Source organism: Arthrobacter sp. Y3221087 (assembly GCF_059089905.1).
On sequence record NZ_JBNHFE010000001.1, the window covers coordinates 820,698 to 846,196 of the forward strand.

The window sequence follows — 25,499 nt, forward strand, 5'->3', positions numbered from 1 at the left end:
CATAGGATGAATCCGATGACTTCCCCGGACGACCCCCAGCCCTTCAGCCTTCGCAGCATTGCGGTTGCCGCTTTCGGGCCAACGCTCCTCTTCGGGATCGGGCAGGGGGCCATCCTTCCGGTGGTGGCGTTGACGGCCCGGGACCTCGGCGCATCCGTTGCCATCGCAGCCCTGATTGTCACCCTGATGGGGCTCGGTTCATGGCTTTTCAACCTGCCCGCCTCCCTGCTGACCCTCAAATTCGGTGAGCGATGGTCCATCGTGGGTGCCGCCGTCGCCGCCGCTGCGGCAATGGCCGCAGGCGGGTTGTCCTACGTGGTGCCCAGCGGGCTGTGGCTGCTCGCGGCGGCGATGGCCGTCGTCGGCATGTCCGGCAGCGTCTTTGGCCTGGCACGGCAGAAGTACCTCACCGAGGCGGTGCCCGTGGAATTCCGCGCGCGGGCGCTGTCCACCCTGGGCGGGGTCAACCGGATCGGTGTGTTCATAGGCCCGTTCCTGGGCGCAGCCGTGATGCAGTTCGCCGGCATCGGCGGCGCGTACTGGGTGGGCGTGGTGGCGATGGCGGCCGCGGCGCTGCTGTCCCTCACCATCCCGGACCTGGCCGCGGCGGAAACGCACGACGGCGCGACGGCTGGCCCCCAGCCCACGCTCCGCAGCATGGCGGTATCCCACGCGGGGGTCTTCCTTTCGCTGGGCGTGGGCATCCTGCTGCTGAGCGCGCTGCGTTCCTCCCGGCAGGTGGTGATCCCGCTGTGGGCGGACCACCTGGGCATGGACGCCACCTCCGCCTCCTTGATCTACGGGCTGTCCGGGGCCATCGACATGCTGGTGTTCTACCCGGCAGGCAAGCTCATGGACCGCAGGGGCCGGCAGTTCGTAGCCGTCCCGTCAACCCTGCTCATGGGCATGGCGCTGCTGCTGATTCCGCTCACCGGATCCTTCGTGGGGCTGCTGCTCGCGGCGCTGCTGATCGGTTTCGGCAACGGCATCAGCTCCGGACTGGTGATGACCCTTGGCGCCGACTTCTCACCCGACCGCGGCAGGGGCCAGTTCCTGGGGTTGTGGCGATTCATGGCTGACGCCGGCTCCACCAGCGGGCCAGTGCTCCTGTCCGGGGTGACGGCCCTGGCCTCGCTGGGCGCCGGAATCTCGGCCACGGGCATCCTGGGGTTCGCGGCGGCAGCCGTGTTCGCCGTCGTGATTCCCCGCCTGAAGCACCGCCGCAACTACTGACTTGCCCTATCACTTGAGGTGGCTAAAACGCCGGTTTAGGGACCAGAAGTGATAGCACAGCGGAAGAGGCGGTTATCCTCGACAGATGGGTGAAACGGGGATTCCCACGCGAATCAGTGGGCTGCAGAAGGGCCTGTGGTGGCTGCAGGACTACGTGTATGCGGCGGTGTGCCAGGTTGAGGGCATGCTGTCCCGCGTGCAGCCGGGCTCGTTCCACCAGGGGCACCGCAGTCCTGTGGTGATCATCCCTGGCGTGTACGAGAACTGGCAGTTCATGCTGCCCCTCATCCAGTCCGTCCACGACGCCGGCCATCCCGTCCACGTAGTCACGGTGCTGCAGCGGAACAAGCTGAAGGTGCCGGCGGCGGCCAGGCTGGTGGCGCAGCACATCGAGGAGGCCGGGCTGCGGGACGCCGCCATCGTGGCCCACAGCAAGGGCGGGCTGATCGGGAAGTACGCCATGCTCAACCTGGACCCGGAGCAGCGGATCTCCCGGATGATCACCGTGTGCACGCCCTTCTCCGGCTCCACCTACGCGCGCTACATGCTGCTGCCCAGCCTGCGGATCTTCTCGCCGCGCAACGCCCTGACCCTGGAGCTGGCCCGCGAGGAAACCATCAACAGCCGGATCACGTCCATCTACGGACCCTTCGACCCCCACATCCCGGAGGGCAGCATCCTGCCGGGTGCCACCAACATCGAGCTGCCCACGGCCGGGCACTTCCGCATCCTTGGGGATTCGGAGACGGCCCGGATCATCGTGGAGCAATTGACCCCCGACGAGCCGTGAGTTCTGTGGAAAGGAATTACGACGCCGGGCGGCCGGCTCCGCAGGAGCCTGACCATTCGCGTGCGGAGACTTCGAGCGAGCGGCGGCAGAGCCGCTGGGCCACGGTGCTGGCGGTGCTGCAGCGGCTCCTGTACCTGCTGGTGACCATCGCCGTCGGATGGGCCGTGTGGTTCTTCCTGCTCTCGCGGCTGTCCCGCGGTCCCGAACAGGCATGGGTATTCCTGCCGGTGTGGCTGATCCTGGCCTACGCCCTGCTGCCGCGCATCCACAAGATCCTCAGCAGCCTCTACATTCCGGACTACTTCATCGGCCGGACCAGGACCGGCGACGGCGTGCTGGGCGACCCCGTGAACCTGGCGGTGGTGGGGACCGGGGACGAGCTGCGGCGGGCGATGCGTTCCGCCGGCTGGGTGGAAGCGGACCCCATCACGCCGGCTACGGCCTGGCGCACCCTGACGTCCACCGTGCTGGGGCGCAGCTACCCGGAAGCGCCGGTCAGTTCCCTGTACGTGTTCGGCAACCGGCAGGACCTGGCGTTCCAGCGCGAGATCGACGGCAACCCGCGCAAGCGCCACCACGTCCGGTTCTGGAAGTGCCCGGAGGGCTGGATGCTGCCCGGCGGAATTCCTGTCGATTTCGTGGGTGCCGGCACCTATGACCGGAGCGTGGGACTGTCCCTCTTCACGTTCCAGATCACGCACAAGATCGCCGACCGCACGGACGAGGAACGGGACTTCATCATCGAGACGCTTCAGGCCGCCCGCGCCGTGGAGTCGGTCCACGTCATCCTCAACTACTCCACGGGTTACCACCACCGCAACGGCGGCGGCGACGCCATCCGCACGGACGGGCACCTGCCCATCATCGACCTCTATGAGCCGGGTCATCCAGGGGCCGGTGAACGGTAAAAGCGCAGGTCAGAGGCGATTTTAATTTTTCAGATAACTTGAGCCTTCTTTGACCCTTTGACCCCATAGGTCCTGAGTTTCGCCATGCAGAGTGGTCCCCAGCTAGACAACACGCACATCAAAGTCTGAGGGGACACGTCATGAAGAACAGCACTCTGATCAAGGGCACCGCAGCCATCGCCGTGGGTGCAGCACTGCTGCTGGGCGGCGGCGGAACGCTCGCTAACTGGAATGCTTCCGCCACGGCTACTCCCGGCACCATCGTGGCCGGTGACCTGAACGTCGAAAACACCACCGCCGGCGTGTGGAAGGACCGCAACAACGCCACAATCAACATCGCCACCTACAAGGTGGTTCCGGGTGACAAGCTCACCTTCACACAGGACCTGGCGGTGACACTCAAAGGAAACAAAATGGCCGCTGAGATCGACACCACTGGCATCAGCGAAACCAGTGGTTTCAGCGCCACGAATGTTGCTGTTTCGGAGCCCGAGCTGACGGTGGGCGGCGTCGGCGTCGCCAACCCGCTGGTTGCCTCAGCCGGAACTCAGACGGTCACCGCCACTATCACCTTCGAGTTCCTGTCCAGCACCGCGGGCCGGGCGGACGTAAACGCCACTTACAACTTCAACAACGTCGGATTCACCCTGACGCAGGTCACTCAGTCCGGCCTCTCCTAACCAACACGGCGGGTGGCTGAGCAGCCACCCGCCCGCAGGACCAGGAAAGAGGACCAGGAGGAAAATAAATGCGCACCAAGCGCTCACTGCAGGCGGCGGTGATCATCGCCGCGGCAGTGCTCCTGGGACTCTTGACCGTGCAGGGCACGTACGCCCTCTGGAGCGCCAGCGCGTCGGCCGCCCCCGGGACTGTTGCCTCGGCGTCGTTCGATGTGGCGCTCAGTGCAGTTCCGTCCGGACAGGTCACGAACATGACGCTGGCCACCGGGCAGTCGGCAAACCTGGCCATCACCCCGGCGGCCACCCTCTCGCCTGGAACCTCGGTGTACGGGGGCGTGGCAGTCACCAACAACACCAACGCCGGCGGTACCTTCAACACCACCGTCACTGTAGGGCAGCCGGTCGTGGCGAATGCGTCCGGCGGAAACCTGGCCCAGTACGTGACAGTCAGCGCCAAGGCCGCGGCCACCAGCGCGGAGTGCGGCGCCACCGGCAGCTATGCGCCGGTGGGCTCCGCGGGACTTGTTTCGCCGGCTGTCGCCAAAGGCGGGTCCACCGTCTTCTGCTTCCAGGCCAGCCTCAGCGCGGCCGCCCCCACCACCGTGAAAGGACAAGCAGTGAACATCACCCTTCCGCTCACCGCCCGTCAGTTGTGCGGGGTGCCCGGTGGCTGCTGACCTGACAGAACGCACCGTCGTCGGCCACACCCCGGATGGGGAGGACACGCATCCCGCGGAACTGCCGCTGACGGAAGCGGCACCGGGCCGGGGCAGGCGCGCCGGTACGTGGACCGCCGTCAGGCGCATCGCCAGCATGTCCGCCATGATGACTGCGTTGTTCGCCGCGCTGGTCCTGATCGTGCTGCCGGTGGCAACGGGCTCGCAGCCCTACACAGTGCTCACCAACTCCATGGCGCCCAAGTTCCCACCGGGCACGTTCCTGGTGATGAAGCCGGTTGCCTTTGACCAGATCCGGTACGGCGACGTGGTGACGTTCCAGCTGCACTCGGGACGGCCGGAGGTGGAAACGCACCGGGTGGTCGGTTTCGGCGCCACGCAGAACGGGGAGAAGGCGCTCATCACCCGGGGCGACAACAACGGCGTGAACGATCCTGAACCCGTCAGGGATATCCAGGTCAAGGGCAAGCTGTTCTACGCAGTCCCGTTCGTCGGCTTCGTGGCCAACGCGCTGGGAAACTCCGACCGCGGCACCTGGAGCACCATCGCTGCCATCGGCCTCATCGGCTACGGCGCCGTCACGGTCTTTACGTCCGTCCGCAAGTCCCGCAAGTCCCGCATGGCTGGGGCATCGTGATGGGCAAGTTCCGGGACCTCCCGGGTGCCGGGGCCGCCGTCGGCGCCTTCGCACTGACGGTGACGCTGGGCGTGGGCGGCGCGTCGGCGTCGGCCCTTTGGCAGCAAAGCGCGACGGCGACCATGACCGTGAGTGCCGCAGCCACCTGGCCCGGCGATGTCCTCACCGGCTTCACGTGCACCAACAACAACAACCGGACCCACGCCACCCTGACCGCCACCGGGACGAAAACGCCTGCCTCCCTTACCTACGCGGCCCTGCAGGCCGACGGCAGTTACGGTCCCTCGTACAACCAGTCCGTGACGTTGGGAGCGTCCAGCACCATCAGCCTGGACATCACGTCGCCGATCGTGGTCGTGAACCGTTCCACGGCACGGCTGACCATTCGCGTGACTGCCACCTACAGCGACCAGTCAACGGGCAGTGCCACGGCGGTGGTCGACCTGGAACAAGGCAACAACAGCAATAAGGTCACCTGCGTGTCCACGGCACTGTAGGCACCGCGCCAGCTCGGCGGAAGCAGGCGCCGCTATGTCCCCCCACATAGTGGCGCCAGCTCCTGCCGAGCTGGTGTGCGTTGCGTTCAGCGGGGATCCGCAGCGGAAGGGCGGCCGCCGCCAATTCGCCGGAGCCCTGCAGGATCGCTGTTCCGATACAGCGAATGCGCAGCGTTCCAGCGAATTGGGGGCCGCGGGGCGCTCAACAGCTGGGAGCGGCGAGGAAAAGTGGGGTTCGGAGCGCAAGAGGTGCGGGCCGGAACCGGGTACCTGGCGGCGCCCACTTCAAGACGCCGCCAGGAGAGTGATGGCTTGCAGGAGAGCCATCCGGCCGGGGCCTTTCGGCCTGGCAAGAGCAACTATTCAGTGTGTGGATCAATAAAGGGCCCTCGGGGCCATCAAGAAACGGTCAAATTCCCCACAGGAATTGCCGGTGCCGGACGGACCCCGCGCATCCAGGCCCGGCCGTCGTCGGACGTTCATGGAAACTTAAGCTGCCCGCCACCTTCCGGCCCGCCTGCAGCCATGGGTAGTGTGTGACGATGCTGCGAGGCTAAGCAGACGCCCGCCGGACCGACGGCGAGGAGCGCCGTGGCTTACTTTTCCGGGATGGTTGTGCATTAGGAATGGGACGGATGCCGGTTATGGATACCTGCACGTTTGAAGGCGCGCGATGACGCGCCGGCTGGGTGTTGAGGAAGAGTTCCTGATTGTCGACGACGGCGGCAACCCCGTGCCGCTGGGTGCGGTCCTTGACCAGCTCAGCGATTTCCCCCGCCTCACCAGCGAGATGAAGCAGGAGCAGATCGAAACCTGCACCCTGCCGCGCATCAGCCTTGCCGAGCTGGCCCACGACATCACGGACGGCAGGAAGAGCGCGGACGCCGCGGCCAGGCGCGTGGGCGCGCGGGCCGGTGCGCTGGCAACCTCGCCAGTGCCCGTGCAGTCCACCCTGGCGCCGGGGGAGCGCTGCTCCCGGCTGATGGAGAAGTTCGGGCTCACCGCGGTGGAGCAACTGACCGGCGGCTGCCACGTGCATGTGGAGATCGAGTCGGAGGAGGAGGGCGTGGCCATGCTGGACCGCATCCGGATCTGGCTGCCCGTCCTGCTGGCCATCAGCGCCAATTCGCCCTACTGGCAAGGGACGGACACGAGCTACGCGAGCTACCGTTCCCAGGCCTGGAGCCGGTGGCCCACCACAGGGCCTGCCGAGATTTTCGGTTCCGCCGCCGCCTACCGGCACGAGCTGGAACAGATTCTCAGCTCAGGGGTCCCGCTGGACCAGGCCAACCTCTACTTCGACGCGCGGCTGAGCCACAAGCATCCCACCGTGGAAGTTCGGGTGGCGGACGTGTGCCTGTTTGCCGACGACGCCGTCCTCATGGGAGCCCTGGTGCGGGGCCTGGTGGAGACGGCGGCACGGCAGTGGCGGGAGGGGATCATGCCGGTGCCGGCCTCGGCCACGCAGTTGCGGCTTGCGTCCTGGCAGGCCAGCCGCTACGGGTTGGACGGCAATTTGGCGGACCCCTTCACCGGTACGCCGAAGGGCGCCTTCGAGGTGGTGGTATCCCTCCTGGACCACCTCCGCCCGGTCCTGGAGGAGCAGGGTGAATTCACTGTTGTGGAGTCTTTGCTGTTCCAGGTCTTGCACCGGGGGACCGGTGCCGCAGTGCAGCGGAACTCCTACGCAGGGGCCCTGAACCTGCGCACAGTGGTGGCCGACGCCGTCACCGCCACCTGTTTGCCCGCCACGGCGCCACCGGAATCTGGAAGGGCGGCTGCGTTGAACCGCGGCCTGGTGCTGTAACGGTTCCTACTAGCGGCGCGGGGAGCCCCGGCGTCGTGCCGCGAAGGCGAACAGCGAGGTGGTGGCCACCGTGGCCAGGTACCCCGCTATGACAATCAGCGAGATCCCGGCCCAGAAGTAGTTGGTGGTGCTGGCCTCCTGCCAGGGGCTCGGCGCGATCCGGATCAGCGAGTATATGGCCACGGCCGCCGAGGCCAGTCCGAGCAGAACCGGCAGCGTCAGCCAGATCCGGGCCGAGCCGATGTGCCCGCCGAAACCGTCCCAGGCGTTCCAGGCGCCCCGCCGCACGATGAGCCAGCCGGCAGGGATCATGAACGCGCCCACCAGCAGGAACGCCGCCACCACGTCCGCGGGCCGGTGCCACTGGTTGATCAGCGTCGAAACCCCGGAGGCTATGGCGAACGTGCCGCCCACAAAACCGGCCATCGGTCGCCAGCGCGGGGACGCCATCAGGAACACCGCGGCCGCCGCCGAGGCCGCCAGCGTGGTGTGGCCGGACGGGAGGGAGTTAATGTCCAGCGTCACCACGCCCTTGTCCGGCCGGGCCGGCAGCAGGGCCTTGAGCACCTGGGTGGCCACGTTGGCGCCGATGCACGCAGCCACCGCGATCCCGGCCTCCGCCCAGCGCTTGCGGATCACGGTCACAAACAGCACCACGACGGCGGCCATCACCAGCGAGATGGTGGGCAGCAGATCCAGGAACCTGGTGCTCGCCTTGCCTGCCGGGCCATGGAGTTCCACGGCCTCCACCAAAGCGGACTCGTCGATGAACTGCCCCGTTGTGGTCTGGACAAAGTAGTAGTAGGTGGCGACCAGCCCGGCCACGCAGGCCAGGGTTGCCAGCATGAACAGGAATCCCGAGCCCGGAGCTGGTCGGGATGCGGTCCTGATGCCTGCCTGCCGTGAAATTGTCATCGGCTTAAGGGTGTCACAGAAAGCTGGGAGACCGCTTGGACTTGACGGGCGTGCCGCCGCCCCGGGGAGGGCCGGGCCTCTGCCCCGGGGGAGGCAGCCGACGTCAGGCGGGGGCCGCTGCCAGCTCTTCGATGATCTCGAACTGCTCGCGGACGCCGCCCTCCATGCCGGACTGGGCAATCATGTCGCGGACCTCCCTGCTGCCCGCGTTGGTGCGGATGCTGACCGTGGTGCCGCCGCCGTCGGCCTCCTCGAAGGTGACGGTGTTCACCACGGCCCCTTCCTCGCTGTCCGGTGCCGCCTCCGGCATCTCCATCACCTCGGTGTGCACGATCCGCTCGTTGGGGACGATCTCCCGGTACGTGCCGTGGAAGGCGACTTCGAACCCGCCGTGGGCCACCATGACATACCGCCATGTACCGCCCACCCGGAAATCCATGTCCGCGACGGTCATCTCGCCCCGGCGCCCGGGCCACCACTTCCGGACCAGCTCGGGGGTGGTCCAGGCCCGGTATACCAGGTGCCTGGGCGCGTTGACCGTGCGGGTGATCAGGATTTCCTCGTCGCTGGGGAACGTGACGTCCATGGTGCTGCTGCCTGTTTCTGCCACTGTCCTGCTCCTTATCTAGCTGTCCTGCTGTTTCAGTTCGTCAAGCACGTCCTCAAGCAGGTCGAACCGCTCCGCCCAGAGGTGCTCATAGCCCGCCACCCACGCGTAGATGGGCTTCAAGGCCTCTGCGTTGAGCGAGTAGATGCGCTGCCTGCCCTCGTCCCGAACGTGCACGGCGCCCACTTCGCGGAGGACCCGGAGGTGCCTGGACACGTGCGGCTGGGCAAGATCAAGCCGGTCCACAAGTTCACCTACCGTGCGCTCGCCGGCTGCCAGGGCGTCCAGGATTTCCCGGCGCCGCGGTTCGGCTACCGCATTGAAGGCGTCCTCTGTGGTAGCTGCGCGTGCCATGGAGCAATCATATATCCATATTGATATGTTTTGAAGACCCCTTACCAAGCCGTCGCCGTTCCGCGGGAGGGTTTCCACCGACGGTAGGGTGAATGCCATGCCTGCCAGCGCCTCGCCTCTGCCGGACCTGCCCCCGCTGCAAGACCTTTTGGCCAGCGCGCACGTGGTCAGCCTGCCCATGCGGGTGAAGTTCCGCGGCATCCTGGAGCGCGAATCGCTGCTGCTGCGGGGCCCGGCCGGGTGGGGGGAGTTCTGCCCGTTCCCCGAGTACGGCGATGCCGAGGCCTCCCGCTGGCTTGCCTCCGCCATCGAGGCCGCCTGGCTCGGGTTCCCCGTACCGCTGCGGACTGCCATCCCGGTGAACGCCACCGTGCCGGCTGTTCCCCCTGAACTGGTGGCAGGGGTGCTGGCCCGGTTCGGGCGGGTGGACGCCGTCAAGGTCAAGGTGGCCGAGCGGGGCCAGGCCCTCGACGACGACGTAGCGCGCCTCGCCGCCGTACGGGCCGCCCTGCCGGATGCCGCCCTGCGCGTGGACGCCAACGGCGGTTGGGACGTGCCCACGGCCGTCAAGGCACTCACCCGGCTGTCCGCCGTCGGGCTCGAATACGCCGAGCAGCCCGTGCCCACCATCGAGGGCCTCGCGGAAGTGCGCACGCAGCTGCGTGCGGCCGGCATCCCTGTGCTTATCGCCGCCGACGAAAGCGTCCGCAAGGAGGACGACCCGCTGCGTGTGGCCCGGGCCGGCGCCGCCGACCTGGTGGTGGTCAAGGTGGCGCCCCTCGGGGGAGTGCGGCGTGCCCTGGACATCGTGGCGCAGGCCGGCTTGCCTGCCGTCGTCAGCTCCGCGCTGGACACCTCGGTGGGCATCAGTGCAGGCCTGGCCCTGGCCGCGGCGCTGCCGGATCTGCCCTACGCGTGCGGGCTGGGGACGGTGTCCCTGTTTGAATCGGACGTCACCCTGGACCCCCTGACGGCCGACGGCGGCGCCATCCGCCTGCGCGGGGTCACGGCCGACCCCGGGCTGCTGGAGCGGTATGCGGCCTCCCCGGAGCGGCGGGACTGGTGGCTTGCCAGGCTGCGCCGTGTCCACGCCGTCCTCGCCGCCTGAGACCCTCTCTCACTTCCCGCGGCTTCCCCAGGGACGCCCGCTCACTTGTGGCGGCTTTCCCCGGGACGCTCTCTCACTTGTGGCGGCTTTCCCCGGGACGCCCGCTCGCTTCCGCAGACGTTCCTGCAGGTCACATGCGGTTAATCTTGGCTTCACCTGTCTGATGTTTCCCCGTAGAAAGCACCTGACAGGGTGGCACGGACCCCAGAGGAACATTTTGGAAGGCACCCTCATGTCTGAAACGCCCACCCGCAAATTCACGCTGCTGCCGATGCTCGGCCATACCAAGGGCAAGCGCAGTGCCGTCACCTGCGCCCTGAAGTGCGACAACGCCTGCGCCGGCGATGTCTGCAACACCAGCTCCAACAGCTACTTCCGCGACATTGCCTCCGCCACCATGTCCCGCCGCGCCGCCCTGGGCTTCGGCGCCGCCGGTGCGCTCGCCGTCGTCCTCGGTTCAGCAGTGACCTCGCCTGACTCCGCCTCCGCCACGGGCCTGTCCAAGGCAGCGAAGGAAGGCTTCGGCAAGTCCAAGCTCCAGTTCACCGCCATCCCGTCCATTGACGCCATGGTTGACGCGGTCACCGTTCCCGAAGGCTTCACCTGGCAGCCGGTCATCCGCTGGGGCGACCCCATGTTCAACGACGCGCCGGAGTTCGACCTGGCCAACCAGACGGCGGCGGCGCAGGAGAAGCAGTTCGGTTACAACAACGACTACACGGACATCCTGGAGATCCCGGGCAGCAAGGGCCGCCGCGCGGTGCTGTTCTCCAACCACGAGTACACCAACGACGCCATCATGTTCCCGCCCACCATGCCGGCAGACCAGATGCGCGCTGTGGGGGCAGCTGCGCACGGCCTGTCCGTGGTGGAGCTGGAGCGCCAGAACAAGAACAAGCCGTGGACCTACGTCAAGGGTGCGGAACTGAACCGCCGTTTCCTGAACTCCACGGTGTACGAGCTCACGGGGCCGGCCGCAGGTTCACCCCTGGTTAAGACCGTGGAAGACCCTGCCGGCCGCTTCATCAAGGGCACGCTGGGCAACTGCGCCGGCGGCACCACCCCGTGGGGCACCATCCTGTCCGGTGAGGAAAACTTCCAGGGCTACTTCGTGGGCAACGGCACGTCCGCCGGCGACAGGCGCTACGGCATCACGTCCAAGCCCACCGCCCGCCGGTGGGAGCTGGACGAACCGCGCTGGGACACCCGCAACCCCGGCTACGAGAATGAAGCCAACCGCTTCGGCTACATCGTGGAGGTGGACCCGTTCGACCCCACCTCCACCCCGAAGAAGCACTCCATGCTGGGCCGCTTCAAGCACGAGGGCGCCAACGTCATCATCGCGAAGTCCGGGCACGTGGTGGCCTACTCCGGCGACGATGAGCGCTTCGATTACCTGTACAAGTTCGTCTCGAAGGACAAGTACCGCGAGGGCGACCGCAAGCACAACATGACCCTCCTGTCCGCCGGCAGCCTCTACGTGGCCAAGTTCACCGGAAACTCGCCCGCCGCCGAAATCACCGGCACCGGTGCGGTTCCCTCGGACGGTGCCTTCGACGGCACGGGCGAGTGGCTGCCGCTGGTGCTTGACGGCAAGTCCGCCGTGCCCGGCATGTCCGTGGAAGAGGTCCTGGTGTACACCCGCCTGGCCGCCGACAAGGTTGGACCCACCAAAATGGACCGCGCCGAGGACGTGGAACCAAGCCTGCACACGGGCAAGGTCTACGTGGCCTGCACCAACAACTCCAACCGCGGCACCGGCACGAACGAGGGCGCCACGGAGGTGAACCCGCGAAACCAGAACCGCGACGGCCACATTGTGGAGATCACCGAAACCGGCGACCAGACCTCCACCACCTTCACCTGGAACCTGCTGATGGTCTGTGGCGACCCTGCCCAGGGCGACGTCACCTACTTCTCCGGCTTCCCGGTGGACAAGGTTTCGCCCATCTCCTGCCCGGACAACCTGGCGTTCGACTCCGTTGGCAACCTCTGGATCTCCACTGACGGCGCCCCCTCCGGCATCGGCCGGGCGGACGGCCTGTTCAAGGTCACGCTGGAGGGCGCCGAGCGCGGCAAGGTTGAACAGTTCCTTGCCGTCCCGCGCGACGCCGAGACCTGCGGCCCCATCATCCACGACGAGGAGCGCACCGTGTTCGTCGCCGTGCAGCACCCGGGCGAGGACGGAACCTTCGAGAACCAGGTGTCCTTCTTCCCCGACTACGTTGCGGCAGGCACGACGCCGGCCCCAGGCCAGGCGCGCGCCCCGCGTCCGTCCGTGATCCAGGTGTTCCGCATCCGCGACTGACCCTTCTGACGCTCTCTCACTTACGGCGCCTTTTGGATCAACGCTCTCTCACTGTCTGTCTGCTGGGGCGGCGGACAGTGAGAGAGCGTACCCCTTTAAGCCGCGGTAGGTGAGAGAGGGTTTGGGTTGTGGCCGCGGTAGGTGAGAGAGCGTCCGGGGGGGTGGCAGACTGGACCAGTGCCTTCTGAGAACCTCCTGACGTCCCTCGCCGCTGCCCGGATCATTGTCAATACCTTGCTCGACGGCGGGGTGCGGCACGTGGTGGTTTCGCCCGGTTCCCGGTCGGCCCCCCTGGCGTATGCGCTGGCCGAGGCGTCCGCAGCGGGCCGGGTGGAACTGCTGGTCAGGATCGACGAGCGTGCCGCCGGGTTCACGGCCCTGGGCCTTGCCCTGTCCACCGGTTCCCCGGCCGCCGTGCTGACCACGTCCGGAACCGCCGTCGGAAACCTGCTGCCAGCCGTGATGGAGGCCAACCACGCCGCCGTCCCGCTGATTGTCTTGTCCGCGGACAGGCCGGACGAACTCCGCGGAACAGGCGCCAACCAGACCACCGTCCAGCCGGACCTCTTCGGCGAACAGGTCCGGTTCGCTGCCGACATCCCCGCGGGCAGCAACCCCGAACGCGCCATCCAGACCGGGCTTTCCGCGGCGACAGGCGCCTTCGCCGAGATCCCGCCAGGGCCGGTGCAGCTCAACCTCGCATTCCGGGATCCGCTGGTCCCATCTCCGGAAGAGGGGCTCCCGACGGCGGTGGAGCGGCAGCGCTACCGGATCGGAACAGAGCCGCTGGTCATGAACCTGCCGCCGGTGGCGGATGAGCTGCCGGAGCGGCGGACCGTTGTCCTGGCCGGGCACGACGCCGGACCGGTGGCCGAGGCGTTCGCCCGCGCCCACAACCTGCCGCTGCTCGCCGAGCCGTCGTCCAACTCCCGGTTCGGCCCCAACGCCGTGGGCCCGTACCGGCTGCTGCTGGAACATTTCGGGCCGGATTCAAGGCAGCCCATCGAGCGGGTGGTGCTGTTCGGCCGGCCCACCCTCTCCCGCCCCGTCGCCGCACTGCTGGCCCGCGCCGACGTGCAGTCAGCCCTGTACCAGCCCGTTCCGGTGGCCTGGTACGAGCCCGGTCGCCGCACCGAACTGCCGCTGGAGAACCTGTCCGACCTCGCCGACTTTGCCGGCCGCGGCACCTCCGCCTGGCTGGACACCTGGCTGCTCGCCGGGTCCGCCGCACAACACGCCCTGGACGGCGTTTTGGCCGCGGAGGCTGCGGCCACCGGTCCTTCCGTGGGGGCGTTGGTGTGGCGCCACGCCCGCGGGCAGCTGCTGCTGGGGTCGTCCAACGGCATCCGCGACGTGGACCTCGCCGGCCTGCCCGCGCCGGAGCCGGCCGCCACCGTCTACGCCAACCGGGGCCTGGCCGGGATCGACGGCACCATCTCCACCGCCACGGGCATCGCGCTGGGCGGGCGGCAGGAAACCACTGTCCTGCTCGGTGACGTCACCTTCCTGCACGACGCCGGCGGCCTCCTCCTCGGCGCGGGGGAAGAGCAGCCGGATCTGCGGATGGTGGTCCTCAACGATGCCGGCGGCGCCATCTTCGGGCTGCTCGAGCACGGCGCGGTGGAGGAAGGCGGGAAGTACGGAGACGCCGTCGAACGCCTCTTCGGCACCCCGCATTCGGTGGACATCGCGGCACTCGCCGCGGCGTACGGCGTGGGGCATTCGTTGATCAGCACGACGGCGGGACTCGCCGAGGCACTCGCCCGGCCGGTGTCCGGACGCACCATCGTGGAAGTGCGCACCGACCGTCATTCCCTGCGGCAGCTGCACGCGCGGATCAAGGACGCCGTCGCGGCCGCTGTCGGGGGAGTGCTGGTGCCGTAGGCCGTAGGTCCCCCGCCGGACCGGTCAGCCCGTGGGCGGCGTGAACTGGCTGGCGGTGAAGACCGCCCCCTGCGGGTCCCGGATCACGGCCTCAAGGGTCCAACCGGTGTCGTCCTGCCGAAGGACCTGGGCACCGAGCCGTTCGGCGTCGAGGGCTGTCCGGTCCCGGTCGGCGACAGCGAACGTGACATGCCAGTGCGGCATCCGGTCGGGTCCAATCGGGACGATCCAGGCGACAGCGTCCGCAAATCCGGGAGGAGCTGCGAACTCGGACTGCCGCGCCCTGATCTCCGGATCCACCGTCTTTTCAAGGTGCTCGCCGTACCCGGGCACGCGGACCATCAATCCGAAGTCGGCGTCGTCTGCTCCGAAGCCCACCCTGTCCACCTGCCAGCCGAACGCGCCCTGGTAAAAGCCGACGGCGGCCTCCGGGTTGCGCGTGTGGAGGTCGCTGAAGTTCCAGGTCCCGGGCTGGTTGACGGCGTGTGCCCCACCTTGCCGCTTCGGCTGCCAGAGGCGGAATTCGACGCCCTCCGGATCAGTTAGCGCCGCGCTGCGGCCGTCCTCTCCCGCGTTTGTTGCCGGTGCCCGCAGCCCGGCACCGGCAGCGACCAGCCGATCCACTGCGGCATCTGCGTCCTCGACCGCGATGTAGGTGCTCCAGGCCGTTGTATCTTCGCGGCCGCTGGCGATCCCTGCCACGTCCGCGCCGTCCAGCTGGGCCACCAGGTAGCGGTCCGTCCCGCCTCCCGGAGCTGCCTCCCGAAACGTCCAGCCGAAGAGTCCGGCATAGAAGGTAGCTGCCGCGTCGATTCCAGGCTGGGTCGTGTCGATCCAGCACGGCACCCCTGGAGGGTACGCCCGTCCGTTCATGTTCCGCTCCTGCTTTCCTTGATCGCTGCTTCGAATGTGGGCAGGCTCCGCTCGATCATGTCCTCGTTGGCTGTCAGGGACATCCGGAAGAACCCGGGCGTCTCGAACAGCGTGCCAGGGAAAACGAAGACGTCGCGGCGGGCGAGGGATTCGGTGAAGGTTTCGTCGTCCGGGCCGGGGGTGCTGACGAACAGGTAGAACGTGCCCTCCGGCGGCTGCATGCGGTAGCCCATGCTGCCTAGCGCGTCCACCAGGCGGTCCCTGCGCCGCTCCAGCTGGCCGACGTCGATGGAGAACTTCTCCAGCTCGGGAAGCGCGTGCTGCAGCAGCGCATTCGGGTACACCCAGCCCATCGCCACCTGCAGGCCGCTGATGGCCGGTGCCATCTCTTCCCGGTGCGGCATGGCCGGGGGCAGGGCCAGGTACCCCACCCGCTGGCCGGGGGAGAGGTGGGTCTTGCCGTAGGAGTAGGCCAGCAGCGTGTACGGGTAGTACTCCGCCGGGCTGTGGAACCGCGCGCCGCCGAACACAATCCGGTTGTAGGCCTCGTCCGAGATGAGGTAGATGCGCCGCCCAATCCTCGCAGACGCAGTTTCCAGCAGGTCGGCGAGCCGGAGCAGCAGTTCCGGGGGATAGATCCGGCCGGTGGGGTTGTTGGGAGAATTGACGATCACAACCCGCGTCCGCGCCGTGATGGCCGCTTCGATGGCGGCGAGGTCAAGATCGAACGTGGCAGTGTCGACCTTCACCTTCACCGGTATCAGCCCGGCTTCGAGGATCAGCGGCTCGTACAGGAACCACGGCGGCAGGCTGTAGACCACCTCGTCGCCGGGATCCGCCACGGTCTTCAGCGCCAGGGCGATCGCGGCGAACCCGCCGGTGGTAAGGAAGATGTCCTCTGTCCTGAAGGGCACGTCCAGCAGCCGTTCAAGGGACTGTGCGGCCGCCTCCTGCGCAGTCGCCACGTTGGTTTTATAGGCAAACCATTGATCATTGCGGGGAACCAGGGCATCCCGCAAAGTGTTGACGTAGCGGTCCGGCGGCATCTGGTGGGGGTTGCCGAACGTGAAGTCGCAGACGGTGCGCTGGTCCTGTCCCCGGCTAAGGTACCGCCGGATGAAGGAGTCAACCCGCTGGAACGATGCTACCGATGCCAGCCGTGCAGCGCGTTCGGATACTGCCGCCGGCGGTGGTGTGGCTTGGGGATTCATATCTGCGCTCCTGGATGCGCCGCCGGGTGGGACGGCGGCCGGACGGGCAGCGCGCTGCTGAGCCAGGGCTGTGGTGGGACCTATTGTGTGCCCCGGCACCGCGGAAGTAAATGCCCGCACAGAAGGCGCGTGCCGCCGTCGTACACCTCCTTCAAATACGGGCCGCAGAGTGCCCTGTAACGCACAAAATCCCCGGCGCTGCGGAAAGATACATAGCGCCGGGGAGTGTGCGTAGCGAAAGCGGGGAGGGCCTACTCCTCGATGTCGATGTGTGTCGGATCGAGCACGCGGCGCAGGAACTCCTTGGTGCGGGGCTGGGTGGGGGAGCTGATGACCTGCTCGGCCGCGCCTTCCTCCACCACAACGCCGCCGTCCATGAACACTACGCGGTCGGCCACTTCCCGGGCGAAGCCCATTTCGTGGGTCACCACCAGCATGGTCATGCCCTCCTTGGCCAGGTTCCGCATGACGGAGAGGACATCGCCCACCGTCTCGGGGTCCAGGGCGGACGTGGGCTCGTCGAAGAGCATTAACTCGGGGTCCATGCTGAGCGCGCGGGCGATGGCCACACGCTGCTGCTGGCCGCCGGAGAGCTGGTCGGGGAAACGGTCCGACAGGTGCCCGAGTCCCACGCGCTCCAGGTTGTGCATGGAGACCTTGTCCGCCTCGGCCTGGGAGCGCTTGAGGACCTTGGTCTGGGCGATGGAGCAGTTGCGCTTGGCGTCCAGATGCGGGAACAGGTTGAACTGCTGGAACACCATGCCCACCTTGCGGCGCATCTTGTCGATGTCCACGTCCGGGTCGGTTGCCTCGAAGCCTCCTACCTGGATGGTGCCCTGGTTGGGCTGCTCCAGCAGGTTGACGCAGCGGAGGAGGGTTGATTTGCCCGAGCCGGAGGGCCCGATCAGGCACACCACTTCACCCGGAGCCACGTCCAGACTGATGCCTTTCAGGACCTCGTTGGCTCCGTAGGACTTGCGCAGGTCTTTGATCGCTACGCCGGCGGCGTGGATGGTACTGGTGCTGCCGCTGGAGGAATGTACGACGTCGTTCATTGTCTTCCCTGCCTATCGCTTGGTCCGCGCGGAGCGGCTTTCGAACTTCCGGGCCAGGAGGCTCAGGGGGATGGTGATGACCAGGTAGAAGGCACCGGCTACCAGGAGCGGCGTCAGGCCTGCGCCCAGGCTGGAGATGCCGTCGCGGCCGAACTTGGTGAGCTCGTACTGCGAGGCGGTCAGGCCCAGGACGTAGATCAGTGAGGAGTCCTTGGTCAGCAGGATGATCTCGTTGGTCAGCGGCGGCAGGACGATCTTGAACGCCTGCGGGATCACGATGGTCACCATGGCGCGCCACTGCGGCATGCCGAGGGAACGGGCGGCTTCGAGCTGGCCCTTGGGGACAGCCTGCAGACCGGCCCGGAGGGTTTCGGCGATGTATGCCGATGCAACCATGCCAAGCGAGATCATCACGATCACCGTGACGTTCCACGAAACGCCGAAGGCCAGCGGAACACCGTAACCGAAGGCGATGAACACGAGCAGGGCGGGGATGCCGCGGAAGAACTCGATGTAGCCCGTGGCGATCCAGCGGTACAGCGGGAAGCTGGAAAGCTTCATCAGGGCCAGCAGCAGGCCGCCGGAGAGTCCCACGATGAAGCCCAGGAAGGTGTAAATCAGGGTGTTGACCAGGCCGGTGATGAAGATGCCCGGGAACATCGGTCCGATCTTGGCGAAGTTGAAGACGCTGTTGCCGATGGTCTCCCAGTCGGTGGCCAGGATCAGCGCGGCGACGGCCACAACAAAGATTCCGGCCTGGACGTACAGGCTTACTCTGGCGCGTTGACGTGCTGTCATTGCCATTGCCATGGGTTGCTCACATTCGTTATGCGTGGCAGAGGCCCCGGACGGACTGCGTACAGCTTGTCCGGGGCCCCGGCTGCGTGGTTCTCAGGGCTGGAAAGGATCCAAGGCTACGGACGCCTTGGGCCCATGCTCTGGTTTACTTGGCGGTCTCGCCGAACCAGGTGGTCTTGAACTTCTCCAGTGAGCCGTCCTCTTCCAGGCGCTCAAGGGTGCCGTTGACCTTCTCCAGCATGGCGGTATTGCCCTTCTTGACGGAGATGCCCAGCTGTTCGCCGGTGGCGAAGTCTTCAACGCTCTTGAACTTGGGGTCGTCCTTGATTGCGTAGCCCAGGACGGACTGGTTGCCCAGTGCGGCATCGATGGTGCCGGCCTGGAGTGCCTGGACCAGGAGGCCGGTGTCCTCGAACTGCTGCGCCTCAAGGCCCTGTTCCTGTGCGTAGTCGGCGCCGGTTGTTGCCTGCTGGACGCCCACCTTCTTGCCCTTGGCGTCGTCCAGGCTGCTGATGCCGGAGTCCTCGCTGGCAACGAGGGCCAGGTCGTCATCCAGGTAAGGGGTGGAGAAGTCCATGACGGACTTGCGGGTGTCCGTGATGGAGATCGAGGAGATGCCCAGGTCGCACTGGGTCAGGGCGGTGCCGGTTTCGATTGCTTCGAAGGAGCTGTCCACGATGCTGAGTTCAGCGCCGAGGTCCTTGGCAACTTCCTTGGCGATGTCGATGTCGTAGCCGACCGTCTGGCCGTCCTTCTCGAACTCGAATGGCTCGTAGGGGATGTCGGAGCAGACCGTGAGCTTGCCTGCGTTGATCAGCTGGATGCCGCCTTCGGACGCGGCGGGCGTGGAACTGCCGCCACCGCACGCCGTGAGGGTAAGGGCGCCGACGGCGAAGACTGCTGCTGCCTTGGCGGTGATCTTGGCCGTGGCCAGGGACTTGAGCTGCATGTTTCTTTACCTTTTGTTGCAGGGGTATGCGGTTCTAAATCGGTTCATAGTGTAGCCCCGATTATGAGATGTGCATCACAGGAAACTTAGTTTCACTATTGGATAACTAAATCACACCAGAAATCAAGCGTGTCGGGCGGTGACTTGTCTCCTATTCCAGACTCGGGGCTTGAAGGCCAGCTCAGGTGCTGATGCCGAGGGACTCCAGCATCGGGCGGAACTTGGCCCACGTTTCAGCCAGCTCGGCCTCCGGCTGGGAGCCGTCCACGATGCCGCACCCGGCATACAGCCGCACGGTGTCCGGCGCCTCGATCACGGCACCGCGGAGGGCAATGCCCCACTCGCCGTTGCCTGCCGCGTCCAGCCAGCCCACCGGACCCGCGTAGGGTCCGCGGTCCAGGTGCTCCAGCTTGCGGATCAGCGCGCCCGCCACCTGCGTGGGCGTTCCGCAGACGGCGGCGGTGGGGTGCAGTGCGTTGATCAGTGCCAGGCAGGTGGGGACGTGGCCTTCCACCTCGGTGAGTTCGGCTTTGACGTCGGAAGCCAGGTGCCAGACGTTGGGCAGCTCGAGGATGAAGGGCTCATCGTGCGCGTTCATGGCCTCCGAGAACGGCGCCAGCTGTTTGGTGAGAGACTGGATGGCAATCTCGTGCTCGTGCCGCTGCTTCTCGGAGCCGGCCAGCACCCGGGTGGCGTAATCCATCGGCAGGCCGTCCTCGCCGTGCGCGTCGCGCCGGTCCAGCGTTCCAGCCAGCACGCGCGCCTGGGCTGTCCGGCCCTCCACCTGGATGAGCATCTCGGGGGTGGCGCCCACCAGCCCGTCCACGCCGTAGGTCCAGCATTCGCGGTACCGCGCGGCCAGTTCCCGGAGCACCTGCGCCGCGTTCACGCCGGTGGGGATGGTTGCCACCACGTCGCGGGCCAGCACCAGTTTCTCCAGCGCCCCGGTGCGGATTTCAGCAACCCCTGCGGATACCGCGTCCATCCAGTCTTCCTCGCTCAGTGACCCGGTGTGGAGTGTAGCGCCGGCGGCCAGGGGGAGGGGGCGGACGACGGCGGCGCCCGCCCGGGCGGGAAGGGGACCCTGCTGCGGGTCCGCGGCGGAGTCCGCTGCCGCTGTCGTGATGGTTGCGCTGGCGAAAGCTGCGGACGGAGAGCCGTTGCCAAGCCAGCGGTCCAGGGCGGCGAGGGCGCTCTGTTCGGTGAGCTCGCCGTCGTCGAGCGTCAGCTGGGTGACCCAGACCTTGCTGTCCCGCACGCCCACCACGACTTCCGGCACGATCAGCCGGGACTCGTGCGCGGAGGTCTTGGAGAAGGCGAAGGACCCGAAAGCCACCGGGCCGGTGCCGGGCAGCTCCACGTGGTCGGTGACGTCGGCTTCGATCACCAGGTGCCGCCACCAGATATCGGCCTCGAGGAACCGTTCCGGGCCGGTGGCCGTGAAGCGGGCGATCTCGCCGAAGCCCGCCAGGCCGGCCTCACGGCGGGTCCAGCAAAGGACATCGTCCCGCACCAGAAACGAAGGCAGCCCCCCGGGGAATGCGGTGCCATCCAGGGGGACTGTCAGGGTGCGGATCGTGCTCGTCATGATGAGACAACACTACTCCCGACCGCAAAGCCGGCTTCAGGGGAGGGATCTTAGGGCATCCCGGGAAGGGCCGGGAGTCAAAGGGCTGGTGGTCCGGGGCCTGCCGAACATTTGAGACAATGACATGGTGAACCGAGCATCCTTGGACAAGCGTCCGGACGAAGTAGCCACCATGTTTGACGACGTCGCACCGAAGTACGACGTCGTCAACGATGTCCTGTCCATGGGGCAGACCCGCCGCTGGCGCAAGGTTGTGGTGGAAGCGATGGAAGTGTCCAAGAACCAGCGCGTCCTGGATCTGGCTGCCGGAACCGGCACGTCCAGCGAGCCATATGCCGATGCAGGCATAGATGTAGTGGCATGCGACTTCTCCCTCGGAATGCTCAAGGTGGGCAAGCGCCGCCGCCCCGACATCAACTTCATCGCCGGCGACGCCACCAACCTGCCGTTCGCTGACGACACGTTTGATGCCACCACCATTTCGTTCGGACTCCGCAACGTGAACGAGCCCAAGAAGGCACTGCAGGAGATGCTCCGCGTCACCAAACCGGGTGGCCGCCTGGTCATTGCCGAGTTCTCCCAGCCCGTGGTTCCGCTCTGGCGCACCATGTACACCGAATACCTCATGCGCGCGCTTCCGGCCATCGCCGTAAAGGTTGCCTCCAACCCGGACGCCTACGTCTACCTTGCCGAGTCCATCCGCGCCTGGCCGGACCAGGACCACCTGGCAGCCTGGCTGCAGGACGCCGGCTGGGAAAACGTCACCTACCGCAACCTCACGGGCGGGATCGTGGCGGTGCACCGCGCCTTCAAGGCGGTTGACAAAACGCCCGGCGACGCGGCTGCCGCCATCGCCGCGCACAAGGGTCCGGTGGCCAAGCTCCGCCGCAACATCACCCGCTGACCCGCGTGAAGGTACTGATTGTCGGCGCGGGTCCCGCCGGATCCACCGCTGCTTATTACCTCGCCAGGGCCGGGCTCGAGGTCACGGTCCTGGAGAAGACCAGCTTCCCGCGCGAAAAGGTTTGCGGCGACGGGCTGACCCCGCGTGCCGTCCGGGAGATCCAGAAGCTCGGCCTGCCGCACCCGGAAAACGACGGCTGGCGCCGCAACAAGGGCCTGCGCCTGATCGCTGGGGGGCGGACCATCGAGCTGCCGTGGCCCGAGGTGTCCGACTTCCCCCAGTACGGGTTGATCCGCACCCGGCTGGGCTTCGACGAGGAACTGGCCCGGCACGCCCAGGCCGCGGGTGCCACCATCCTTGAGCGGCACAGCGTCACCGACGCCCTGCATGCGGAGGATGGCCGCGTGACAGGGGTCCGCGCAGCGCTCCTGGACGAGTCCGGACGCAAGACGGGGGAGACGCGCGACTTTCCTGCCGACGTCGTACTCGCCGCGGACGGCAACTCGACGCGCACTGCTGTGTCCCTCGGGATCCAAAAACGTGACGACCGGCCCCTCGGCGTGGCGGTCCGCACCTACTTCACCTCCCCGCGCACGGACGACGACTGGATGGAAGGCTGGCTGGAGCTTCCCGGCCGCGAGGGCAAGCTGCTGCCCGGCTACGGCTGGGTGTTCGGCGTCGGCGACGGAACGTCCAACGTTGGGCTGGGCATCCTGAACTCCTCGAAGGAATTCGGCAAGCTCGACTACAAGCAGGTGCTCCGCGAATGGACTGCCGGCATGCCCGCCCACTGGGGCTTCACGCCGGAAAACCAGGTGGGCGACATCCGCGGCGCTGCCCTGCCCATGGGCTTCAACCGCACCCCGCACTACTCACCCGGCCTGCTCCTGCTCGGAGACGCCGGCGGCATGGTGTCCCCGTTCAACGGCGAGGGCATCTCCTACGCGATGGAATCCGCGCGCTTCGCCGCCGAGTTCATCATCGATGCGTCCGCCCGCCTGGCCTCCTCGGGCGGAACGTACGACGCCGACAGTCATCTGGCGCGCTACGCGGACTACGTGCGGGGCCAGTGGGGCTCGCACTTCACCCTGGGCCGGGTGTTCGCCGCGCTGATCGGGAAGCCGGCCGTCATGAAGCTCGCGCTGGGCACCGGAATGCCCATCCCGGTGCTGATGCGGTTCGTGGTGCGGCTGCTGGCCAACCTGACGCACCCCACCGCAAAGGGCTTTGAGGACAGGGTGATCCGGGTCCTGGAGTCGCTCGTCCCGGCCACATCCAATACATTGACGCCCACCCCGGCAGTCTCCAACCAGCGGTATCCGCAACAAAAAGTTAGGGTTAACCCGTGACCAAACCCGCAGAGCACAGCTGGACCCACGCCGGACACGGCATGACCGACGCTGAACCAAGCCTCAACACCAGCGCCATTGCCACCGGACTCCAGCTCCCCGCGGGATTCGCCGCCATCGCCGAAGATGCAGAACTGGGCCCGGCCATCACCAACAACCTGGCCAAGGTGGAGAAGAAGCTCCGCGAGGCCATTGCCAACTCGGACCCGCTGGCTGACGCAACGTCGCGCCACCTGGTGGAGGCCGGCGGCAAGCGCATCCGGCCGCTGCTCACCCTGCTGTGCGCCCACCTGGGCGATGCCTCCTTGCCTGCAGTGGTGCAGGCCGCCGTCGTGGTGGAACTGACCCACCTGGCAACGCTGTACCACGACGACGTCATGGACTCCGCTCCGTTCCGCCGGGGCGCACCCACGGCTCACGAGGTCTGGGGCAACTCGGTGGCGGTCCTTACCGGCGACCTGATTTTCGCCCGTGCCTCCATCCTGGTGTCCGAGCTGGGCTCGCGCGCGCTGGGCATCCAGGCCCGCACCTTCGAGCGGCTCTGCCTCGGGCAGCTGCATGAAACCGTGGGCCCGCGGCCGGACGAGGATCCGGTGGAGCACTACCTCTCGGTGATCGCGGACAAGACCGGCTCGCTTGTTGCTGCTTCCGGGCAGCTCGGTGCCATCTTCTCCGGCGCCGACGAGGCTTATGAAAAGGTGCTGGTGGAATACGGCGAGAAGGTGGGTGTGGCCTTCCAGCTCGCGGACGATGTCATCGATGTCACCGGGGTGAAGGTCAAGTCTGGCAAATCGCCCGGAACGGACCTCCGCGAAGGGGTTCCCACCCTGCCCGTGCTGCTCCTGCGGAAGGCTGCCGAGGACGGCGACCAGTCCGCCGTCGAACTGCTCAAGCTGGTGGACGGGGACCTGAGCTCGGACGAGGCGCTGGCCGACGCCGTTGCCGGGCTGCGCGCGCACCCCGTGACGGCCGAGTCCTGGGTGGTGGCCCGTAGCTGGGCCAACGAGGCGATCGCCGCGCTGGCACCGCTGCCCGAGGGCGTGGTCAAGGAATCGCTGTCCAACTTCGCGCTGGCTGTGGTGGACCGCGCCAGCTAGTTCTCAAAGCAGAAGCCCGGCTCCCCCCAGGCGCCGGGCTTCTGTTGTTTGTGGCGCCGCCAGCCCACAATCCGGCAGCGCCAGTTAAACGGGACAGCCCCGGCCCGCTGCAACTTGCATTGCTTTGAACCGGGACTATCTCTCCGTTCGCATCAGACCCGCCGGAGGCGTTTAGCGGATCCGGAAACAGTCTATGACAGATCTGTCACAAAAGGCAACCTACTTGTTAAAACAGGTGTCACACCTTTTCTGCGCCTGGATTCCCCACCTTCGGCAGCAGTAAGCGGAAATGTGTCGGCGGGATTCGGGGACACACCGGTACGCCTGGTCAAAGTTGGGGAGATTCTGCGGAACCTTGTGCACATAACCGTTCCCGAACCTGTCGCCACCGCGGGATATTGAGTGAGCTGGGCCCATGGACCTTCTCCGATTCCTGCAGTACGCCGGATCTGTGAGCCGTACTTCCACCCTCCTACGGGCAGGATTCAAGGACCGTGACGTCCGCAATGCGGTGGCTGGCGGCGAGATTCTCCGACTACGGCACGGCGTTGTGGCGCTGCCGGGTGCTGCTCCCGATATGACGGCAGCTGTTATGGGCAATGGGCTGCTGACGTGTGCCTCAGCTGCCAGCCACCGGCAACTCTGGCTGCTGCATGAGCCCAGGGCATTCCACCTGCTGTGCAAGCACGCGGGTCCCCGTGGGGCTGTGGTCCACCGGGAGTCCCTGGTGCCCGCCAAGGGGCCCAAACCGGTGGCCAGTACCACCGATGTCTTGATCCACAGCCTGCGGTGCCTTCCCGCTGTGGAGGCTGCAGTTATGGTGGAAAGCGCGCTGCGGCAAGGGGTGACCACCCTGGCTTACCTGCGTGAGCGGTTGCCCGGTAACCGGAATGGCTGTGCCAGGAGCGTGCTGGACCTGGTGGACGGGACGGCCGACTCGGCTATCGAGGTGGTGGCCCGGCTACTCTTTCGCAGGGAAGGAATCCACACTGAGACCCAGGTTGAGCTGCCCGGGATTGGGATCGTGGATTTCCTCCTGGAAGGATTCCTGATCGTCGAGATCGACGGCGGCACGCACCTGGAGCCGCGGCAGGTGAAGAAGGACAGGATCAGGAATAACGCGAGCACCCTCACCGGCTACGCGGTGCTCCGGTACGGCTACGCGGACGTCGTCTACAACCCGCAAAAGATCACTGATGAGGTGTGGCAGGTGCTGCGGGGCAGGGTAGTGCGCTGAGATTCCCCAGGTTTGTGCGGCCAGATCCCGGAC

The 25,499-nt window shown here is 66.9% G+C and carries 24 protein-coding genes; 15 read left to right on the plus strand and 9 right to left on the minus strand.

The genetic code is table 11. The features are described 5' to 3' along the window. Positions 1-15: 15 nt before the first annotated feature. From AC5RUO_RS03880 to AC5RUO_RS03915, 8 genes are all read left to right on the plus strand, one after another. Positions 16-1,233 carry an MFS transporter gene (locus tag AC5RUO_RS03880; RefSeq protein WP_494102868.1) on the plus strand — a complete coding sequence of 406 codons (1,218 nt, stop codon included), beginning with the start codon at positions 16-18 and terminating at the stop codon, positions 1,231-1,233. 85 nt (positions 1,234-1,318) lie between these two features. Next, a complete protein-coding gene (locus tag AC5RUO_RS03885; protein ID WP_494010273.1) occupies positions 1,319-2,023 on the plus strand; it encodes an esterase/lipase family protein in 705 nt (234 codons plus the stop codon). Then, entirely contained in the window at positions 2,020-2,931 is a 912-nt protein-coding gene (locus tag AC5RUO_RS03890) for an LssY C-terminal domain-containing protein (protein ID WP_494102869.1), read from the plus strand. Before AC5RUO_RS03885 ends, AC5RUO_RS03890 begins: the two co-directional genes overlap by 4 nt. 140 nt (positions 2,932-3,071) lie before the next feature. Further along, positions 3,072-3,611 carry an alternate-type signal peptide domain-containing protein gene (locus AC5RUO_RS03895; RefSeq protein ID WP_494010275.1) on the plus strand — a complete coding sequence of 180 codons (540 nt, stop codon included), beginning with the start codon at positions 3,072-3,074 and terminating at the stop codon, positions 3,609-3,611. Positions 3,612-3,679: 68 nt separating this feature from the next. Further along, a complete protein-coding gene (locus AC5RUO_RS03900) occupies positions 3,680-4,288 on the plus strand; it encodes a SipW-dependent-type signal peptide-containing protein (protein ID WP_494102870.1) in 609 nt (202 codons plus the stop codon). Continuing rightward, complete coding sequence (locus AC5RUO_RS03905) at positions 4,278-4,925, plus strand: signal peptidase I (RefSeq protein WP_494102871.1); 648 nt, start codon at positions 4,278-4,280, stop codon at positions 4,923-4,925. The genes AC5RUO_RS03900 and AC5RUO_RS03905 overlap by 11 nt, the downstream gene beginning before the upstream one ends. Continuing rightward, a complete protein-coding gene (locus AC5RUO_RS03910) occupies positions 4,925-5,422 on the plus strand; it encodes a hypothetical protein (RefSeq protein ID WP_494102872.1) in 498 nt (165 codons plus the stop codon). The genes AC5RUO_RS03905 and AC5RUO_RS03910 overlap by 1 nt, the downstream gene beginning before the upstream one ends. 673 nt (positions 5,423-6,095) lie before the next feature. Further along, positions 6,096-7,229, plus strand: a complete 1,134-nt coding sequence (locus AC5RUO_RS03915; protein ID WP_494102873.1) for a glutamate--cysteine ligase — start codon at positions 6,096-6,098, stop codon at positions 7,227-7,229. Between the two features lie 9 nt (positions 7,230-7,238). Here the strand turns inward: AC5RUO_RS03915 and AC5RUO_RS03920 are convergent, their stop codons facing one another. From AC5RUO_RS03920 to AC5RUO_RS03930, 3 genes are all read right to left on the minus strand, one after another. Then, positions 7,239-8,144, minus strand: coding sequence for a phosphatase PAP2 family protein (locus tag AC5RUO_RS03920; RefSeq protein WP_494051125.1), 906 nt, complete (start codon positions 8,142-8,144; stop codon positions 7,239-7,241). Positions 8,145-8,247: 103 nt separating this feature from the next. Then, positions 8,248-8,754: an SRPBCC family protein gene (locus AC5RUO_RS03925; protein WP_494010280.1), complete on the minus strand. Its 507-nt coding sequence runs from the start codon at positions 8,752-8,754 to the stop codon at positions 8,248-8,250. A gap of 15 nt (positions 8,755-8,769) precedes the next feature. Beyond that, a complete protein-coding gene (locus tag AC5RUO_RS03930; protein ID WP_494010281.1) occupies positions 8,770-9,105 on the minus strand; it encodes an ArsR/SmtB family transcription factor in 336 nt (111 codons plus the stop codon). Positions 9,106-9,202: 97 nt separating this feature from the next. Here AC5RUO_RS03930 and AC5RUO_RS03935 point away from each other — a divergent pair, with 97 nt between their 5' ends. The 3 genes from AC5RUO_RS03935 to menD all read left to right on the plus strand — a co-directional run bounded on the left by AC5RUO_RS03935 (position 9,203) and on the right by menD (position 14,405). Beyond that, entirely contained in the window at positions 9,203-10,213 is a 1,011-nt protein-coding gene (locus AC5RUO_RS03935) for an o-succinylbenzoate synthase (RefSeq protein ID WP_494102874.1), read from the plus strand. A gap of 232 nt (positions 10,214-10,445) precedes the next feature. Beyond that, the gene (locus AC5RUO_RS03940; protein WP_494102875.1) at positions 10,446-12,521 is read left to right on the plus strand and encodes a PhoX family protein; all 2,076 of its coding nucleotides are present in this window, start codon (positions 10,446-10,448) and stop codon (positions 12,519-12,521) included. Positions 12,522-12,698: 177 nt separating this feature from the next. Further along, on the plus strand, positions 12,699-14,405 hold the full coding sequence (gene menD / locus AC5RUO_RS03945) for a 2-succinyl-5-enolpyruvyl-6-hydroxy-3-cyclohexene-1-carboxylic-acid synthase (protein ID WP_494102876.1): 1,707 nt from the start codon (positions 12,699-12,701) through the stop codon (positions 14,403-14,405). Between the two features lie 24 nt (positions 14,406-14,429). Here the strand turns inward: menD and AC5RUO_RS03950 are convergent, their stop codons facing one another. The 6 genes from AC5RUO_RS03950 to AC5RUO_RS03975 form a co-directional block, all read right to left on the minus strand. Next, positions 14,430-15,278, minus strand: coding sequence for a VOC family protein (locus AC5RUO_RS03950; protein ID WP_494010285.1), 849 nt, complete (start codon positions 15,276-15,278; stop codon positions 14,430-14,432). After that, positions 15,275-16,489 carry an aminotransferase class I/II-fold pyridoxal phosphate-dependent enzyme gene (locus AC5RUO_RS03955; RefSeq protein ID WP_494102877.1) on the minus strand — a complete coding sequence of 405 codons (1,215 nt, stop codon included), beginning with the start codon at positions 16,487-16,489 and terminating at the stop codon, positions 15,275-15,277. Before AC5RUO_RS03955 ends, AC5RUO_RS03950 begins: the two co-directional genes overlap by 4 nt. A gap of 251 nt (positions 16,490-16,740) precedes the next feature. Then, entirely contained in the window at positions 16,741-17,544 is an 804-nt protein-coding gene (locus AC5RUO_RS03960; protein ID WP_494010287.1) for an amino acid ABC transporter ATP-binding protein, read from the minus strand. A gap of 12 nt (positions 17,545-17,556) precedes the next feature. After that, the gene (locus AC5RUO_RS03965) at positions 17,557-18,348 is read right to left on the minus strand and encodes an amino acid ABC transporter permease (protein ID WP_494010288.1); all 792 of its coding nucleotides are present in this window, start codon (positions 18,346-18,348) and stop codon (positions 17,557-17,559) included. 139 nt (positions 18,349-18,487) lie between these two features. Continuing rightward, a complete protein-coding gene (locus tag AC5RUO_RS03970) occupies positions 18,488-19,291 on the minus strand; it encodes an ABC transporter substrate-binding protein (protein WP_133345603.1) in 804 nt (267 codons plus the stop codon). Positions 19,292-19,472: 181 nt separating this feature from the next. Then, a complete protein-coding gene (locus AC5RUO_RS03975; RefSeq protein WP_494102878.1) occupies positions 19,473-20,879 on the minus strand; it encodes an isochorismate synthase in 1,407 nt (468 codons plus the stop codon). A 127-nt stretch (positions 20,880-21,006) separates the two neighbouring features. On the opposite strand from AC5RUO_RS03975, the gene AC5RUO_RS03980 reads away from it, so the two are divergent. The 4 genes from AC5RUO_RS03980 to AC5RUO_RS03995 all read left to right on the plus strand — a co-directional run bounded on the left by AC5RUO_RS03980 (position 21,007) and on the right by AC5RUO_RS03995 (position 25,466). Further along, positions 21,007-21,783, plus strand: coding sequence for a demethylmenaquinone methyltransferase (locus AC5RUO_RS03980; RefSeq protein ID WP_494010373.1), 777 nt, complete (start codon positions 21,007-21,009; stop codon positions 21,781-21,783). A gap of 5 nt (positions 21,784-21,788) precedes the next feature. Continuing rightward, positions 21,789-23,132 (plus strand): geranylgeranyl reductase family protein, encoded by a 1,344-nt coding sequence (locus tag AC5RUO_RS03985; protein WP_494010290.1) that lies wholly within the window; start codon positions 21,789-21,791, stop codon positions 23,130-23,132. Then, entirely contained in the window at positions 23,129-24,229 is a 1,101-nt protein-coding gene (locus AC5RUO_RS03990) for a polyprenyl synthetase family protein (protein WP_494010291.1), read from the plus strand. Before AC5RUO_RS03985 ends, AC5RUO_RS03990 begins: the two co-directional genes overlap by 4 nt. 415 nt (positions 24,230-24,644) lie before the next feature. Next, a complete protein-coding gene (locus AC5RUO_RS03995) occupies positions 24,645-25,466 on the plus strand; it encodes an endonuclease domain-containing protein (protein ID WP_494010292.1) in 822 nt (273 codons plus the stop codon). Positions 25,467-25,499: the final 33 nt, after the last annotated feature.